Origin of the sequence: Acinetobacter sp. YQ_14 (assembly GCF_043102985.1) — a bacterium.
Taxonomy (GTDB): Bacteria; Pseudomonadota; Gammaproteobacteria; order Pseudomonadales; family Moraxellaceae; genus Acinetobacter; species Acinetobacter venetianus.
This window is the reverse complement of sequence record NZ_JBICJJ010000011.1, coordinates 146,692-163,993: the sequence shown is the minus strand read 5'-3', so window position 1 is coordinate 163,993 and position 17,302 is coordinate 146,692. Positions and strand designations below refer to the sequence as shown.

General features: G+C 38.6%; 17 protein-coding genes and 1 riboswitch. Of the genes, 11 read left to right on the top strand and 6 right to left on the bottom strand.

Translation table 11 applies throughout. The features are described from left to right. Positions 1-36: 36 nt before the first annotated feature. From fumC to ACF8D3_RS05845, 3 genes are all read left to right on the top strand, one after another. On the top strand, positions 37-1,431 hold the full coding sequence (fumC, locus tag ACF8D3_RS05855; RefSeq protein ID WP_392470668.1) for a class II fumarate hydratase: 1,395 nt from the start codon (positions 37-39) through the stop codon (positions 1,429-1,431). 112 nt (positions 1,432-1,543) lie between these two features. Further along, positions 1,544-2,035: a hypothetical protein gene (locus ACF8D3_RS05850; RefSeq protein ID WP_026094090.1), complete on the top strand. Its 492-nt coding sequence runs from the start codon at positions 1,544-1,546 to the stop codon at positions 2,033-2,035. A gap of 135 nt (positions 2,036-2,170) precedes the next feature. After that, a riboswitch (glycine riboswitch) is annotated at positions 2,171-2,260 on the top strand. A 184-nt stretch (positions 2,261-2,444) separates the two neighbouring features. Beyond that, on the top strand, positions 2,445-3,689 hold the full coding sequence (locus ACF8D3_RS05845; protein ID WP_061391793.1) for a D-amino acid dehydrogenase: 1,245 nt from the start codon (positions 2,445-2,447) through the stop codon (positions 3,687-3,689). A 48-nt stretch (positions 3,690-3,737) separates the two neighbouring features. On the opposite strand, the gene ACF8D3_RS05840 is transcribed toward ACF8D3_RS05845, so the two are convergent. After that, the gene (locus ACF8D3_RS05840; RefSeq protein ID WP_004879317.1) at positions 3,738-4,385 is read right to left on the bottom strand and encodes a hypothetical protein; all 648 of its coding nucleotides are present in this window, start codon (positions 4,383-4,385) and stop codon (positions 3,738-3,740) included. 98 nt (positions 4,386-4,483) lie between these two features. Here ACF8D3_RS05840 and ispF point away from each other — a divergent pair, with 98 nt between their 5' ends. Continuing rightward, positions 4,484-4,975 carry a 2-C-methyl-D-erythritol 2,4-cyclodiphosphate synthase gene (gene ispF / locus ACF8D3_RS05835; protein WP_007482241.1) on the top strand — a complete coding sequence of 164 codons (492 nt, stop codon included), beginning with the start codon at positions 4,484-4,486 and terminating at the stop codon, positions 4,973-4,975. On the opposite strand, the gene ACF8D3_RS05830 is transcribed toward ispF, so the two are convergent. The 5 genes from ACF8D3_RS05830 to glnL form a co-directional block, all read right to left on the bottom strand. Beyond that, positions 4,963-5,487, bottom strand: coding sequence for a protein tyrosine phosphatase family protein (locus ACF8D3_RS05830; RefSeq protein WP_017196947.1), 525 nt, complete (start codon positions 5,485-5,487; stop codon positions 4,963-4,965). The two genes, ispF and ACF8D3_RS05830, sit on opposite strands and share 13 nt — an antisense overlap. 152 nt (positions 5,488-5,639) lie before the next feature. Next, entirely contained in the window at positions 5,640-6,560 is a 921-nt protein-coding gene (gene argF, locus ACF8D3_RS05825; RefSeq protein WP_023013568.1) for an ornithine carbamoyltransferase, read from the bottom strand. A gap of 113 nt (positions 6,561-6,673) precedes the next feature. Continuing rightward, the gene (locus ACF8D3_RS05820) at positions 6,674-7,315 is read right to left on the bottom strand and encodes a TetR/AcrR family transcriptional regulator (protein ID WP_392470666.1); all 642 of its coding nucleotides are present in this window, start codon (positions 7,313-7,315) and stop codon (positions 6,674-6,676) included. Positions 7,316-7,463: 148 nt separating this feature from the next. After that, positions 7,464-8,960, bottom strand: coding sequence for a nitrogen regulation protein NR(I) (glnG, locus tag ACF8D3_RS05815; RefSeq protein WP_004879331.1), 1,497 nt, complete (start codon positions 8,958-8,960; stop codon positions 7,464-7,466). After that, a complete protein-coding gene (gene glnL, locus ACF8D3_RS05810) occupies positions 8,947-10,056 on the bottom strand; it encodes a nitrogen regulation protein NR(II) (protein WP_392470665.1) in 1,110 nt (369 codons plus the stop codon). Before glnL ends, glnG begins: the two co-directional genes overlap by 14 nt. Before the next feature lie 328 nt (positions 10,057-10,384). On the opposite strand from glnL, the gene rimO reads away from it, so the two are divergent. From rimO to rseP, 7 genes are all read left to right on the top strand, one after another. Further along, positions 10,385-11,728, top strand: a complete 1,344-nt coding sequence (gene rimO, locus ACF8D3_RS05805) for a 30S ribosomal protein S12 methylthiotransferase RimO (protein ID WP_004879334.1) — start codon at positions 10,385-10,387, stop codon at positions 11,726-11,728. A 64-nt stretch (positions 11,729-11,792) separates the two neighbouring features. Continuing rightward, positions 11,793-12,521: a UMP kinase gene (pyrH, locus tag ACF8D3_RS05800; RefSeq protein ID WP_007482231.1), complete on the top strand. Its 729-nt coding sequence runs from the start codon at positions 11,793-11,795 to the stop codon at positions 12,519-12,521. 75 nt (positions 12,522-12,596) lie between these two features. After that, positions 12,597-13,151: a ribosome recycling factor gene (gene frr / locus ACF8D3_RS05795; RefSeq protein WP_061517441.1), complete on the top strand. Its 555-nt coding sequence runs from the start codon at positions 12,597-12,599 to the stop codon at positions 13,149-13,151. Between the two features lie 4 nt (positions 13,152-13,155). Next, positions 13,156-13,905 (top strand): polyprenyl diphosphate synthase, encoded by a 750-nt coding sequence (uppS, locus tag ACF8D3_RS05790; RefSeq protein WP_392470663.1) that lies wholly within the window; start codon positions 13,156-13,158, stop codon positions 13,903-13,905. Between the two features lie 3 nt (positions 13,906-13,908). Then, on the top strand, positions 13,909-14,733 hold the full coding sequence (locus tag ACF8D3_RS05785) for a phosphatidate cytidylyltransferase (protein ID WP_392470662.1): 825 nt from the start codon (positions 13,909-13,911) through the stop codon (positions 14,731-14,733). Continuing rightward, positions 14,734-15,930 (top strand): 1-deoxy-D-xylulose-5-phosphate reductoisomerase, encoded by a 1,197-nt coding sequence (ispC, locus tag ACF8D3_RS05780; protein WP_392470660.1) that lies wholly within the window; start codon positions 14,734-14,736, stop codon positions 15,928-15,930. It abuts the gene before it with no gap. Between the two features lie 5 nt (positions 15,931-15,935). Beyond that, positions 15,936-17,291, top strand: a complete 1,356-nt coding sequence (gene rseP / locus ACF8D3_RS05775; protein WP_392470659.1) for an RIP metalloprotease RseP — start codon at positions 15,936-15,938, stop codon at positions 17,289-17,291. The last annotated feature ends 11 nt before the right edge of the window (positions 17,292-17,302 follow it).

The window sequence follows — 17,302 nt, the reverse complement described above, 5'->3', positions numbered from 1 at the left end:
CAAAATATTTTCAACCAAATAGAGCAGAGGTTGTTTATGCAAATGCGTATTGAACATGACACAATGGGTGAAGTTGAAGTCCCTAATGAAGCTTTGTGGGGCGCTCAAACTCAGCGCAGCTTACAAAACTTTAAAATAGGGCAAGAGCGTTTACCGCGCGCAATGATTCGTGCCATGGGCTTGGTAAAAAAAGCTGCTGCAATCACAAATGCTGAGTTGAAGCAGCTTCCAGATGATTTGAGTCAATATATTGTGGGTGCTGCTGAGGAAGTGATTGCTGGACAATGGGATTCACAATTTCCATTGGTCGTGTGGCAAACAGGTTCTGGTACGCAGAGCAATATGAATTGCAATGAAGTGATTGCGAATATTGCGAATCAAAAACTAGGTCAAGCGCTCGGTGCTCAAAAACCAGTACATCCAAATGATCATGTCAATCGGGCGCAATCAACCAATGATTCCTTCCCAACGGCAATCCACGTTGCTGCTAGCTTGCAAATCAACGAGTTACTCATTCCTGCTGTTGAGAAACTGAAAGAAACTTTACAGCGAAAATCTGAAGAGTTTGACGACATTGTTAAAATTGGTCGCACACATTTACAAGATGCAACCCCTTTGACGTTGGGACAAGAGTTTAGCGGCTACGTATCTCAGCTAGAGCATGGATTGAAGCGTTTAAATCAAGCATTGGCTGGTTTATATGAGTTGCCTTTGGGTGGTACAGCTGTAGGTACGGGCTTGAATGCGCATCCTGATTATGCAGTGAAAGCAGCAGAGCAACTGGTAGTGCTTACGGGTTTACCATTTGTCACTGCTCCCAATAAATTTGAGGCATTAGCGGGGCGTGATGCCGCTGTTTTTGCTTCAGGCGCGTTGAAAACACTGGCTGCGAGTTTAAATAAAATTGCCAACGATATTCGTTGGTTGGCGAGCGGCCCTCGTTGTGGCTTTGGAGAAATTCGTATTCCTGAGAATGAACCTGGATCGAGTATTATGCCTGGTAAGGTCAATCCTACTCAGAGCGAAGCAATGACAATGGTTGTTGCGCAAGTCTTAGGTAATGACACTACGATTAACGTTGCAGGTGCATCAGGTAATTTTGAACTTAATGTTTTCATGCCTGTCATTGCATATAACTTATTACAATCCATTCAGTTGCTTGGTGACGCGTGCAATAGCTTTAATGATCACTGTGCGGTGGGTATTGAGCCGAATAGAGAGAAAATTGATTACTTCTTACATAACTCATTGATGTTGGTGACAGCACTGAATCCAGTAATTGGTTATGAAAACTCGGCCAAAGTTGCTAAAACAGCTTATAAGGAAAATAAGACATTAAAACAAGTTGCGGTTGAACTTGGACTGGTGACAGCAGAGCAATTTGATGAGGTAGTCAAACCTGATAATATGGTCTCTCCAAATAGTAAGTAAGCCTTAGCATTGAACAAAGAATCCTTCTTTTAGAGAGGGATTTTTTATGAGTAGTTTTTATAAAGTGAACTGCGTACAATATGCTTTTGATTTATTTGATTGTTGCTTCATTATGCTGAATATCTATTTAACAGATACTAAAACTAACATCCAGTTTGCTGATCTTCCAAACGAAAATCCTGTTAAGTTTCTGTTGAATTTAAAGAAAATTTTCCCAAGTACTGCGGATTTATTGTTACCTGTTTTACCAGAGGACAATAACTTGGAGAATGTGACGTGGGAAGCAACGTCTAAAGACTTTGAAACATTTAAAAAACTATTAGAAGGTTGGGGGATTATCGAGCTTCGTTTGAGCGCAATCACAGCTTATAAAGATAAGAACTTTGCGAATGACTTGGTTAAAAAAGCACAAATCAAACGTAAGCAAATTTCTCAAAAACATCAGCAATTATCATTGATTGCTTTGGATTATATCTTGATGCATGAGATTCATGCGCTTATTGATGCGGAACTGGTTATGATTGGTGAAAAATTCTATTTACCAACCTTACGTGATCTTTGGAAAGGTCAACTATCAGATCAAATTTTACAATGTAAATTTTAATTTGAAAAAGCAGGTTATTTAACCTGCTTTTTTATTATTTCACTGATAATATAGAGCAAGTCTTGACCTACAAACAATTACAAGATTTTAGTGTTGGAATGTTGAGACGGCATATATATTGCTTATATGGATATAAATATTATTGCGGGAGAGAGGTTCTGCAAAGAACTCGCCGAAGGAGCAACGACCCCGGAAACTCTCAGGCAGAAGGACTGTAATAATAGAAATACAATCTGGAGAGTAGTGCGCTATACGTAGGAATTTATTCATAAACTAAGGTCTTTTACGTGTAACACTCACCGAAGGGGATGGCTCGATGATTAATTGGTAATCATTTGCCGAAACTCTCAGGTACCATGACAGATGGGGCTATGCATTAAGAAATGTTATGCATTTCTAGGAGTTTGCTATGCCTCATGTTGTGATAGTTGGTGCGGGGATTACAGGTGTAACGTCTGCTTATGAATTAATTAAATTGGGATATGAGGTGACCGTTATTGATCGCCATTTGTTCCCTGCAATGGAAACTTCTTTTGCAAATGGTGGTCAATTATCAGCATGTAATGCTGAAGTTTGGAACCAGAAATCTACGGTACTGAAAGGTATTAAGTGGATGAGTAAAAAAGATGCACCATTATTGCTCAACCCATCATTTAGTGTGCACAAATACCGTTGGTTGGTTGAGTTCCTGACTCATATTAAAGATTATAAAGCTAATACAATCGAAACAGTCCGTTTAGCCCTGTTAGCTAGACAACGTCTTTTTGAAATTGCTGAGAAAGAAAATATTTCCTTTGATTTGGAAAAACGTGGCATTTTGCATATGTACCATACCAAAGAAGATTTTGAAATCGCTAAAAGAGTAAATGATGTTTTAGTTGAAGGGAAACTAGAGCGAAATGCGATTACGCCTGAAGAAATGAAAGCGATTGAGCCTAATCTAACGGGTAATTATTACGGTGGTTACTATACGGCAGGTGATGCTACGGGCGATATTCATAAATATTCTGTTGGACTTGCTGAAAAAACGGAACAATATGGTGTCAAATATCGTTTTGGTTTAGATGTTGTTGATGTGAAGTTTCTACAAGATAAAGTGGTTGTTGATTGTAAAAACAGTTCGGAAAATGTTGATCCAGATACTAATCAACTGACTCAAATTGAGGCAGATGTTATTTTGGTTTGTGGTGGCGTAGGCAGTTATCAGCTTGCTGACTTACTTGGTGATAGTGTCAATGTTTACCCTGTAAAAGGCTATTCAATTACAGTCCAGTTGAAAGATGAACGCAGTGTACAAAATGCACCTTGGGTGAGTTTATTGGATGAAAGTGCAAAGATCGTAACGTCTCGTCTTGGTGCTGATCGTTTCCGTGTTGCAGGAACGGCAGAATTCAATGGTTATAACCGTGATATACGCGCAGACCGAATCCAGCCTTTGATTAATTGGGTAAATCAAAATTTTGATATTTCAACCGAACATTCAGTTCCTTGGGCAGGTTTACGTCCAATGATGCCGAATATGCTGCCAGTTGTTAAGCAAGGTAAACAATCGAGAGTTTTTTATAATACAGGTCATGGTCATCTTGGTTGGACATTATCTGCTGCAACTGCAGTAATCATTAGCCAAGAGATTGCTCAAAAATTCCCTCGCTAAAACTAAAAAGCCGATGTGAAAACATCGGCTTTATTTTTCTATAAAAGGTTAATCGTATGGACGGTAAATACCTGTAAAACGCTCACAACCTTTTTGTTTTGTTTTCACAACCAACAATGCTTTTTGATAGTCAAATTGATATTGGCATTTTTTTTCATTGTCGATAATTTCGTTTTTTTCACTTGGTGTGCTGTATGACAAAAGTGAAATAGTCTGAGTTTCGATTCGGTTATTCGGGTTGCGATAAGCCAAACCTTCAATTTTTAATTTGTCTTTATCTAATTGATGTACTTTTAAATGCACAGGTTGTTTTGCAATTTTGCCATGTTCATATTTTAAATAATGCTGTGTCAATGTTTGGTTCATTGATGTGAAAAAATTCAAATCATCAATACGTGCATCAAATTGCTGTTGAAAGCATGATTTGGTTTTGCACTGCCTTATTTGGTTTAGCCAAAGAGTTTGTGTGTCATGCAATAGCTGTAAAGGAGCATCTGTCACTAAATAAGCGGTTAGGAACTTGGTATTTAACTGTGTGCGCTGCTCTTCATATTTTTTAGAGCATATTTTACCTAGTTCAATATTGTGATTTGAACATTCGATCGAAGCTGCAAACGCAAATGTTGAGCAAAAACAACTCAATGTCAGGATGTAACCAGATTTCTTTAATTGATTTCTTACAGTGTTAAACAGCATAATCACTTATACTTTCAGTCTAATTTGCTCAATGTACTATAGCGAAATAGAAAGCCTGAATACAAGATTAGTTCAGTATATTGTAAAAGGAAAATCATATGGTTGCTCATATTCGTATTGGTCAAGGGATTGATGTGCATGCTTTTGAAGAAGGTAATTTTGTTACCTTGGCTGGTGTAAAAATCCCACATACGCATGGTCTAAAGGCACATTCAGATGGTGATGTCGTATTACATGCGCTATGTGATGCATTGTTAGGGACTTTAGCGTTGGGAGATATTGGGCAACATTTTCCTGATACAGACCCTGAATTTAAAGGTGCTGATAGCCGTGTTTTACTCAAACATGTTTATCAGTTGATTTTGGATCGTGGTTATCATTTAAATAATGCAGATATCACAGTTGCGTGTGAACGTCCCAAATTGGCTAAACATAATTTAGAAATGCGCCAAAGTATTGCTGATGTACTTGATGTTGATATCACTCAAATTAGCATTAAGGCCACAACAACAGAGAAGTTGGGTTTTACAGGTCGCCAAGAAGGGATATTGGCAACTGCGACTGTATTGGTTTCACATCAAGCGAAATGATTACTGTTGATCAATGATTGTTGTAATTCTTGTGTTGCTTTACGGCCTTGCAGTTGTAAAGTAATGCTATGAATTAAACCCGTCCAAGTTTCATTTGGTTCCCAAATCTGATGCAATAGCTCTTGTGCGGCTGGCATATCTAAATTCATATAAAATTGGCGATATAAATACATTAGGCTGCTTACACGCATATTTTTGGCACAATGCAACCAAACGATTTCATTTTGTACAAGATGGTCAATTAGATCTAAGACCAATAAACATTGCTCAGAACATGGCACATCCCAGTCAATCGGAATGTGAATGTAATTTAGACCCAAATCTAAACAAATTTGATCCTGTTTGGATAAATGGTTTTCCGACTTGCTGGTTGCAAGGTTAATAATTGTGCTGCAACCATATTCCTTAATCTGTTGAAGCTGCTCAGCGGTGGGTTGAGCTGAGGTAAATAGATGCTCGTGAACTAGAGAAAAGCTAGGTATTTGAGAAAGTGCTTGTTCAAGTGATGTCATAACGTCCGCTGTACCATAGTGGGTTGCAGTTCTCATATTATGAGAAATTTATTGTAAAAGCTGTTGCTACTATAAGTCTTTTTATTTAAGTGTTCAATTTAGATTTTATACATAAAAACAGCATCAGAAGATGCTGTTTTTTAATGCACAAATCAGTCTTTTTTTAGATTTTCATTGAGCAAAAATTCCACCAGTGCTTTTTGTGCATGAAGGCGGTTTTCAGCTTCATCCCAAACCACTGCATTTTTGTGATCTAGCATATTTTCTGAAATTTCTTCACCGCGGTGTGCAGGTAAGCAGTGCATGAATAAACAGTCAGGGTGAGCTAAGTCCATGAGTTTTTCGTTCACTTGGAAATCAGCAAAAGCTTTTTCACGTAATTTTTGCTCTTCTTCTTGTCCCATACTTGCCCAGACATCAGTAACGATTAAATCGGCATTTACAGCAGCATCTTCAGCTTTGTTGAACACTTCAACACAATCAGCAAATTCAGCTAAAAACTCTGGTTTTGGTTCATAACCTTCAGGTGCAGCAATTTTCAATTTAAAGCCCATCATATGTGCTGCTTCAATATATGAATTACACATATTATTGCCATCACCAATCCAAGCAACTGTTTTGCCTTCAATGCTACCGCGATGCTCTTGATAAGTTTGTAGGTCAGCTAAAAGTTGGCATGGATGATGGTCATCGGTCAGACCATTAATCACAGGTACTTTAGAATAAGAAGCAAAACGCTCTACGATGTCATGACCAAAAGTTCGGATCATCACAATATCGAGCATGCTTGAAATAACACGTGCTGAATCTTCAATCGGTTCGCCACGGCCAAGCTGTGTATCGCGAGGAGATAAGAAAATAGCGCTACCACCAAATTGGCAGATACCAGCTTCAAATGAAATACGAGTACGTGTACTCGATTTTTCGAAAATCATTCCCAAAACTTTGCCAACAAAAGGCTGAAATACCGTATTGCTATGCTGCATGCGTTTGAGCTCGTGAGCACGATCTAAAATGCGTTGCAGTTCTAAAGAGGATAGGTCACGTAAAGTTAGGAAATGCCGAAGCGCCATAATTACTCCCACAATAATTATTGAATAAAAACAATAATTAATTGTTATTTAATGGGTGGTGAACAAAAAATGAATTGACTACTATACTATACACCCAAAAAAATGCAAAAGAATTAGACCTTTTGGTGGGCTTTTAAAAATAAATCGACAGAATAATTAATATAATCAAATATTTCAGCATCATTTTCAGGGACATCTAGCCCCATCAAATTGCGCCATTCTACATCTCGCAAAATACCAAAATACATCATTGCGGAGAATTTAGGTTGCAAGCAATAGATTTCATTCTTTGCATGGGCATATTCGAGAGCAAAAGCAATAGTGTCTTGGATATTTAAGGCACATTTGTCATAGAAATACTGAGCGAGTTGTATGTCCTTCTGCGATTGTTCGGTGAACATGCGCATAAAAGCGATATTGTCAGGTAGTATGATGTGTTGGTAGAAACGTTGTAGTGTTTGAGTTAAATAGTTTCTTAAATTGATTCTTTCTGGATCAAATGGAAAACATACACCAGCGAAAAAAAGTTCACGACGATATTCACAAATCGCAGTAAAAAGACCTTCTTTATTGCCAAAATATTTATAAATCGATGCTTTAGAGCCGCCAGCATGATTGACGATATCATCCAAAGACACAGCTTCATAACCTCGTTCTAAAAACAAATCGGTAGCACAAAGCAAAAGTGCAAGACGACGTTCTTCACCACGACGAGTTTGAGGTTTGGCACAGCTTGGATAACAAAGTTCAGTCATTATTTACGCTTGAGATATTGGGAGTGATGTTAGTATAGCAAAAACCATATCTTTTGTATGGCTATCACGTTTTTGTATGTTTCAAAACATCTCCATAAGAAAAAAGCGAGTAAATGATTTACTCGCTTTTTATATTTAATGGCTGTAATTATGCAGAGCGAACTTCTTCGTCTTCATCATCCTCTGTTGAGTCCATGCCGAGCTCTTTTAGTTTGCGTGTCAAGGTGTTGCGCCCCCAACCTAAAAGCTCAGCGGCATGGCGTTTACGACCACGAGTCTGTTGTAAAGCTGCATTGATTAAAGTACGTTCAAACATCGGAGTGGCAATATCTAAAATTTTCATTTCGCCATTTTTTAATTTTTGAACAGCCCATTGACCAAGTAACTCATCCCAATGATGTACTGCAATTCGATCTACAATTGCTGCACTGTTTGGGGTTGCTGCCGTTGCATCGCTAGTGCTTTTTTGCAATGAGACTTGTTTTAGTTCAGCAGGCAGGTCTTCAGGGTAAACTTCACGACCTGTAATCATGACAGTTAACCAACGGCAGGTATTTTCTAATTGGCGAACATTGCCTGGCCAAGGAAGTTGCTGCATGTAGTCTGTTGTTTCGGTACGTAAGATTTTAGGGCTAACTCCTAATTCTTTACCTGCACGTGCCAAGAAGTGTTGCGCAAGCATTGGGATATCTTCGCTGCGGTGCGCAAGTTTAGGAATGTGAATACGAATCACGTTCAGACGATGATATAAGTCTTCACGGAAGCGTCCTTCATTGACTAGCTTTTCTAAATCTTGGTGTGTTGCAGCAACAATACGAACATCAACTTTGACTGGAATGTGCCCGCCAACACGATAAAACTCACCGTCTGCAAGCACACGTAGTAAACGAGTTTGAGTTTCGAATGGCATGTCACCAATTTCATCTAGAAATAATGTACCGCCATTGGCTTGTTCAAAACGCCCTTGGTGTTGTGTATTTGCTCCAGTAAAAGCACCTTTTTCATGCCCAAACAATTCTGTCTCAATCAGGTCTTTAGGAATCGCCGCCATATTGAGTGCAATAAATGGTTTAGCACGACGAGGTGAGTGCTTGTGTAGAGCATGTGCAACTAATTCTTTACCAGTACCAGATTCACCATTGATTAACACAGTAATATGAGATTGTGATAAACGCCCAATCGCACGAAAGACTTCCTGCATAGCAGGAGATTCACCAATGATCTCGGTTGATTGCAATGGTGATGCTGCTTTAGTTGCTTCTTGTTGTTGTAACTTATTGATATGCAAGATTGCACGATTAACCAGTGCTAATGCTTCATCAATATCAAAAGGTTTTGGTAAATATTCAAAAGCACCTGTTTGATAACTTGATACAGCGGATTCAAGGTCTGAATGCGCTGTCATAATAATGACAGGTAGGTCTGGATGTGTATTTTTAACTTTGGATAAGAAAGTTAAACCATCAATCCCAGGCATACGGATGTCAGTTAAAATGACATCTGGTGCATCATCATGTAAACGTTCAAGTGCCGTTTGTGCTTCTTCAAAATTGGTAACGTCAAAACCTTCTTCTTTGAAAGTTTTTTCTAGTACCCAGCGCATGGCACGATCGTCATCGATTACCCAAATTTTATTTCGTGACACGGTCTGACTCCCAAGGTAAATATAAGCTAAATACGGTTTTTCCAGGAACGGATTGACACTCGATCATTCCGTTATGTTGATGCATGATGTTTTGAGCAATACTTAGGCCTAGACCTGTTCCTTTAGCTCGCCCAGTGACAAGCGGATAAAATACTGACTCTAAAATACTTTCTGGCACACCAGGGCCGTTGTCTTCTATATCAATACGTACTGTTGAGCGATGCAGAGCACCATTAATAGTGACTAAACGTTGAATACGTGTTCTTAACGTTAATTCTGGCTCTGAGTCGGTAAAGTAATCTTTATTCTCAGTCATTGCTTGAACCGCATTGACGCTGATATTGAGCATGACTTGTATGAGTTGATCACGATCAGCCATAACATCTGGTAATGAAAGGTCATAATCTCGAGTAATCTTAATTTTCTTTTTAGTTTGATTAACAATCAGTGAGCGAACACGTTCTAGTGGTTCATGTACATTGACATGTTCATAGCTTGGTAATTGACGTGATCCGAGCATAGTGTCAGCCAAGTTAGTCAAGCGGTCAACTTCATTGATAATGATGTCAGTAAATTCTCGATAACTTTCATCACCCAAGCTACGTGCTAAAAGTTGAGTTGCACCACGAATACCAGCTAAAGGATTCTTGATTTCATGTGCAACGCCTCTAACCAATTGGCGAGCTACATGGTGTTGTTGAACCAAATTTTCCTCTTTGGAAATTTTCAACATACGATCAATCGGGTTGAGTTCAATGAGAAGTAAAGGGTGGTAGCTTTTTCCTGCATTTAATTGCGAGGCAGTATAGTCAACATGAATCGGTTTGAAGTTCACATTAATTACAGCCTCTCGACGCGTATAATGTTGTCCACTTTGTAATGTATTGATTAATGCTTCGTGTGTATTAAATGTATCATCATGTGCATGCAGTAAATTGAGTACAGGTTGGCCCGACGCGCGAAGCAAACTGATATCAAATAATGCTTCGCAAGCAGAATTTAAATAAAAAATATTAAGATTACTATCGACCAATAAAATGGCAGTCGTCAGATTATCTACAAGTAGTCGATAGTCGATAGTGTTGTGTTGATCCATTTGTGAATCGTCCTGTTTTAAAATGGCGCAATTAATATCAATATAAATGAATAGCCATTAACTTCTAAATTGTACTTAATGCAAAATATAAGCCAACTTTGTATTGGCTAAATTTCAATAACTTATTCGTAGAATGTCTAATTTATACGGTATTTTTCACATACATTGGGTTATTTCTATATTTTATTATGATTCAAAATGGTGCGGTGTTGAATTTTATTTAAAATATTGGTTGTATTTTGGTGCATTACACAAAGAGATGTCTTTGCTGCTATGCGTAAGCCAAGAAAAGACATACAATACGCCGATTCTAGTGGAGCGCAGATTCATGAAGACCCCCAAAGTCGGTTTTGTATCTTTAGGTTGTCCTAAGGCATTGGTAGATTCTGAACGAATTTTAACTCAGTTAAAGACTGAAGGTTATCAAGTTGCATCAGATTATGATGGTGCAGATTTGGTTGTTGTTAACACCTGTGGTTTTATTGAATCTGCAGTACAAGAGTCTTTAGACGCGATTGGTGAAGCCATGAGCGAAAATGGCCGTGTGATCGTCACAGGCTGTTTAGGTAAAGATGAAGACAAGATTCGTCAAATGCACCCAAATGTTCTAAAAGTAACAGGTGCGGCAGCCTATCAAGATGTAATGGAAGCTGTACATGAATATGTACCAGCACCACCAAAACACAACCCTTTTATTGATTTAGTTCCTGAGCAAGGTGTTCGTTTGACACCGAAGCATTATGCATATTTAAAGATATCAGAAGGCTGTAATCATCGTTGTACATTCTGCATTATTCCAAGTATGCGCGGAGATCTTGTTTCTCGCCCAGTGGGTAAAGTGTTGGATGAGGCGGCGGCACTCAAACGTGCTGGTGTAAAAGAAATTCTTGTGATTTCTCAAGATACATCAGCTTATGGAGTAGACACGAAATACAAGTTGGATTTCTGGAACGGACAACCTGTAAAAACTAAATTCTATGACATGTGTGAAGCACTTGGTCAACTTGGAATTTGGGTTCGTTTACATTATGTCTATCCATACCCACATGTTGATGCTGCGATTGATTTAATGGCGCAAGGTAAAATCTTACCGTATTTAGATATTCCTTTTCAGCATGCCAGTCCACGCATCTTAAAATTGATGAAACGACCAGCGCATAGCGAGAATACATTAGAGCGCCTCAAATTGTGGCGTGAAAAATGCCCTGAATTGGTGATTCGCTCTACTTTTGTCGTTGGTTTTCCTGGTGAAACTGAAGAAGACTTCCAAATCTTATTAGAATGGTTGAAAGAAGCTCAACTAGATCGAGTTGGATGCTTTACTTATTCACCTGTAGAGGGTGCGACAGCGAATGATCTTCCTGACCATGTGCCTGAAGAAATCAAACAAGAGCGTTATGAACGTTTCATGGAAGTTCAGCAGGCTATTTCCGCAGCGAAACTACAAAAACGTATTGGTCAGAAAATGACTGTGCTTGTTGATAGCTTGGAAGAAGAGTTTCCAGTAGCAGTAGCTCGTTCTTATGCTGACGCACCTGAAATTGATGGTAATGTTTTTGTTGAAGATATTGATAAGAGCGTGATTAAAGCGGGTGATCTGCTTGAGGTCGAAATTACTGACGCGGATGAATACGATTTATTTGCGAAATTAATTCAGATTAAATCTGCTTGATGTTGAATTATTCATTTTTATTAGATTAAGAAAATTTTGAGATTGGTCGGTTTGGAGTAAAGGTATGTCAGCTTCTAAAAATCCACGTTATGCACGAATTTTGCTAAAGCTTTCTGGTGAAGCTTTAGCTGGTAATAAAGATATGGGTATTGATGCCCAAGTATTAGATCAAATGTCACTTTCAATTGCTCATTTAGTTGGTTTAGGTGTGCAAGTTGGTATTGTTGTAGGTGGTGGTAACTTATATCGTGGTAGCCAATTACAAAAAGATGGTTTGGTTGGTCGTGTAACGGGTGACCAAATGGGAATGTTGGCAACTGTAATGAATGGTCTGGCGATGCGTGATGCATTGGTACGTCGTAACATTAAAACACGTTTAATGTCTGCATTGTCAATTGGTACAGTTGTTGAGTCATACTCAAGCCGTGATGCGATTCGCCATTTAAGCCAAGGTGAAGTCTGTGTATTTGTTGCAGGTACAGGTAATCCATTCTTTACAACAGATACAGCAGCATGCTTACGTGGTATTGAAATTGAAGCAAACTTAATCTTGAAAGCAACTAAAGTTGATGGTGTTTATAATAAAGACCCAAGCAAATATGATGATGCTGTTAAGTACGATAACTTAACATTCGATCAAGTGCTTGATGAAAAGCTTGGCGTTATGGATCTTACAGCAATTTGCTTGTGTCGTGATCATAATGTGCCATTGCAAGTATTCGATATGAATAAATCAGGCGCATTACTTTCTGTTGTAATGGGTGAAAAAGAAGGAACTCACGTTACGAACTAATGTACGTGAGCCTGAAAGCTCTTTATACTACGTTAAATATTTTGTAATACCTAATGAATAAGTAAGGAAGATCATATGATTAACGATCTCAAAAAAGATAGCGAACAGCGTATGCAGAAAACACTTGACTCTTTGGAGCAAGGTTTTGCGAAAGTTCGTACTGGACGCGCGCACCCATCAATTTTAAATGGTGTGATGGTTCCTTACTATGGTTCTGATGTTCCGCTTAACCAAGTTGCAAACGTTGGTGTAGAAGATTCTCGTACGCTTATTGTTCAACCTTTCGAACGTACAATGGTTTCAGCAATTGATAAAGCAATTCGTGAAAGTGATTTGGGTTTGAACCCAATTACTGCTGATTCAATTCGTGTTCCGCTTCCAGCATTAACAGAAGAAACACGTCGTGACATGCAGAAAGTAGCGCGTTCTGAAGCTGAAAATGCGAAAGTTGCGATCCGTAATATTCGTCGTGATGTTTTAGGTGATATCAAATCATTATTGAAAGAAAAAGAAATTTCTGAAGATGATGAGCGTCGTGCTGGTGATGATATCCAAAAAATCACTGATAAATATGTTGCAGAAGTTGATAAGCGTCTTGCAGCGAAAGAAGCGGAATTAATGAAAGTCTAATGATATGACATTATCAGAAGAGCAAAATCTTCCTCAGCATATTGCCATCATCATGGATGGCAATAATCGCTTTGCTAAAAAAAAGCAAATGCAAAAAGGCGATGGGCATCGTGAAGGCAAAAATGTCCTAGATCCTATCGTTGAACATTGTAAAAAACTTGGTGTTCGTGCTTTAACTGTTTTTGCTTTTTCAAGTGAGAACTGGAATCGACCACAATACGAAGTGGATTTGTTAATGCAATTGTTGGAAGAGACAATTCATGAGCAACTGCCTCGAATGGAAAAGTTTAATATTGCGTTGCGTTTCATTGGTGATCGTTCTCGTTTATCAACGAAACTGAGAGCGTTAATGGAATATGCAGAGCAAAAGACAGCAGCATTTGATTCTATGACACTCACGATTGCCGTAAGTTATGGCGGTATGTGGGATATGGCTCAAGCTGCGAAGAGCATTGTAGAAGAGGCTCTCGCTGGCAGGCTTGAAACCAATCAGATAAATGTTGATTTATTTGATAAGTATGTCAGTCTAAACGATCTTCCTGCCGTCGATTTATTAATTCGTACAGGCGGTGATTATCGTTTATCTAACTTTTTGCTCTGGCAAGCTGCATATGCAGAATTGTATTTTACCGATACTTTGTGGCCAGAATTTACAGTGCAAGAGTTGGATTATGCATTTAACGTTTTTTCAGGACGTGAAAGACGTTTCGGTAAAACTTCTGAACAGATTCAACAAGCGAAAATAGAGAATTAATAAATGTTAGAGCGGATTGTTACCGCATTGGTTTTAGTTGCCGTTGTTTTAAGTTGCATGTTTGCAACGCAATCACATTATCCAATGTTTGTGCTTATGATTTTAGCAGCTGGGGTGGCTGGGTATGAGTGGTTTAAGCTTATGCCAAGAACAGAGCCAGTTGTTTCAAAACCAAAAGCTTGGGTTTATGGTGGATGTGTCGCAGCAGTTTCGACTCTAGCTTTATTTTTTGATGATGTGGCTTTGCTTTTATGGGCTGCATCAATTCTCACTTGGCTTGGAAGCATTTATTGGGTTAAAAATTTCCCTGAATCTGATAATTGGTACAATGTTTCCTTGTATATCATTGGATTTATTTTAATTTCTGCGGCAGTTACAGCCTTATATGCAGTCTGGCATAGCTCCCCGTGGTGGTTGATGTATTTATTCCTATTGGTTTGGGGTGCTGATAGTGGCGCTTATTTTGTTGGTCGTAAATTTGGTAAGAAGAAACTTGCGCCGACAGTTAGCCCAAATAAATCGGTTGAAGGCTTGTATGGTGGTATTGCAACAACTGTAATCATTATGATGATTGTTCAATATTCATATTTGAATTTAACTGTAGTACAGCTTATCTTATTTTTAGTTCTTTCAATCATCACTGTTTTTGCTTCAGTGTTAGGTGACTTATTTGAATCAATGATTAAGCGTCGAGCTGGTATCAAAGATTCAGGCCGAGTGCTTCCTGGGCATGGTGGTGTATTAGATCGAATCGACTCATTACTAGCCGCTGCTCCTATCTTTGCTGCTGGCATGTATATATTAAAACTTATTGGTGTAGATCTTTAAATGACTCAAGCTGTTTGTATATTGGGTGTTACAGGTTCAATTGGTCAAAGTACATTAAAAGTATTGGAACAACACCCAGACCAGTACACTGTTTTTGCAGTGTCTGCTTATAGTCGTTTAGATGAGCTTTTAGAAATCTGCAAAAAATATCATCCTAAAATTGTAGTCGTACCGAATGAAAAAGCTTTTGAACTTAAACAAAAGCTAAATAATGAAAATCTCAAACAGATTGAAATTTTGACTGATGAAGCTGGATTAATAGCAATTGCAGAACATCCTGACGTTGATGTTGTTATGGCTGCAATTGTTGGTGCGGCTGGTTTGTTGCCAACGCTCGCAGCAGTAAAAGCAGGGAAGCGAGTATTGCTTGCAAACAAAGAAGCTTTAGTGATGTCTGGTGACATTATGATGCAGGCGGCAAAACAGCATAAGGCGTTATTGCTACCTGTAGATTCTGAACACAATGCAATTTTTCAATCATTACCGCATAACTATTTAGATGCAAAAAGAACAGGACAACCGCAACTCGGCGTTTCTCAAATATTATTGACTGCTTCTGGTGGCCCATTTCTTAATCACTCAATTGAACAATTAAAAGATGTAACACCTCAACAAGCATGTAAGCATCCAAACTGGTCTATGGGGCAAAAAATCTCCGTTGATTCTGCAACTTTAATGAATAAAGGCTTGGAATTAATCGAAGCTTGTCATTTGTTTTCAATATCAGAACATTTTGTTACAGTTGTTGTTCACCCACAAAGTATTATTCATTCAATGGTGCAATATGTGGATGGATCAACTTTGGCTCAAATGGGGACCCCCGATATGTGTACGCCTATTGCGCACGCATTGGCTTGGCCGAAACGTTTAATAACACATGTTCCTGCTTTGGACTTGTTTAAAACAGCGCAATTAAATTTTCAAAAGCCAGATGAAATTAAATTTCCTGCGCTTAATTTAGCTCGTCAAGCAATGCGAGCAGGTGGTTTAGCACCAACAATTTTAAATGCATCTAATGAAATAGCAGTGGCTGCTTTTTTGGATAATAAAATTCGATTTACAGAAATTCCACAAGTTGTCGAAAATACTTTGCAAGTTGTACAAAATGCCAAAGCAGAAAATATAGACATCATTTTACATACTGATATGATCGCAAGACAGGTAGCAGAGCAGTATGTGATGGAAGTGGGAGGTTAAATCGTATGAATGCATTGTTCATGATCGTTGCTGCGATTTTGTTGTTGGGTCCTCTCATCGCCATTCATGAGTTTGGTCATTATTGGGTAGCTCGTAAATTAGGTGTCAAAGTTTTGGTCTATTCGATCGGATTTGGTCCTACTTTACTAAAATGGCAATCTAAAAAATCTGGTATCCAGTATCAGCTTTCAGCTCTACCACTTGGTGGCTATGTCAAGATGCTAGATGAGCGTGAAGGCAATGTCGCTGAACAGGATTTACCATATGCTTTCAATAGGCAACCTCCGTGGAAACGTATAGCGATTGTCGCTGCTGGGCCACTGATTAATTTAATTTTCGCTATTTTTCTCTTTTGGGTTTTGTTTCTACCAGCTCAAGATCAGTTGAATACACGTATTGGTAAAGTTCTACCAAATACACCTGCTGCTCAAGTTGATTTAAAAGTTGGAGATAAGATCTTAGAGGTTGATGGTCAGACGACACCAACGTGGGAAAAACTTAACTACGCGCTTGTAAACCGTGTGGGTGAAACTGGGCAAGTTTCTGTTTTAGTTGATCGTGCGGGTACTGAAAAACAAGTTAATTTACCGATTAAAGATTTTCTTAAAGATCAGAGTCAATCACCTCTAGATGCATTGGGCTTTTTACCTTATCGTCCTGTTATCCCCGCAGTTGTAAAAGAGTTAAGTGCGAATGGCGCTGCAATTCGTCAAGGGATGAAAGAGGGTGATAAAATCGTAGCAATCAATGGTGTTACGATGAAAGACTGGTTTGATGTAGTGGAGGTTGTACAAGGCTCACCTGAAAAATTGTTGAATATTGATGTGATGCGCAATGACAAAATTGTGCATTTACAAGTTATGCCGCAAGGTCAACGTGACAATATGGGGAATACAACGGGTGTTCTCGGTGTAAAAAGTGATGTTGGTAAAGTTACTATTCCACAAGAATATAAACAAACGATTCAATATTCACCTCTTGAAGCTTTAGGTGTTGCGACTGATAAAACAGTGCAGCTCTCAGGTATGATTGTAAACTCGATCGTAAAAATGGTAAGAGGCTTGATTGGTTTAGATAATCTATCTGGTCCAATAACGATTGCTAAAGTTGCTGGACAAAGTGCTGAAATGGGATGGCAAACCTTTATCTCTTTTATGGCGCTGATGAGTGTAAGTCTAGGTATCTTAAATTTATTGCCAATTCCAATGTTGGATGGTGGTCACTTAGTTTATTACTTTATTGAAGCAATTCGTGGTAAACCTGTTTCTGAACAAATACAGATGTTTGGTTTAAAAGTTGGTATGGTACTGCTCGGTAGCATGATGCTTTTAGCTTTATTCAATGACTTCATGCGTTTATAAGCGCAAATGGA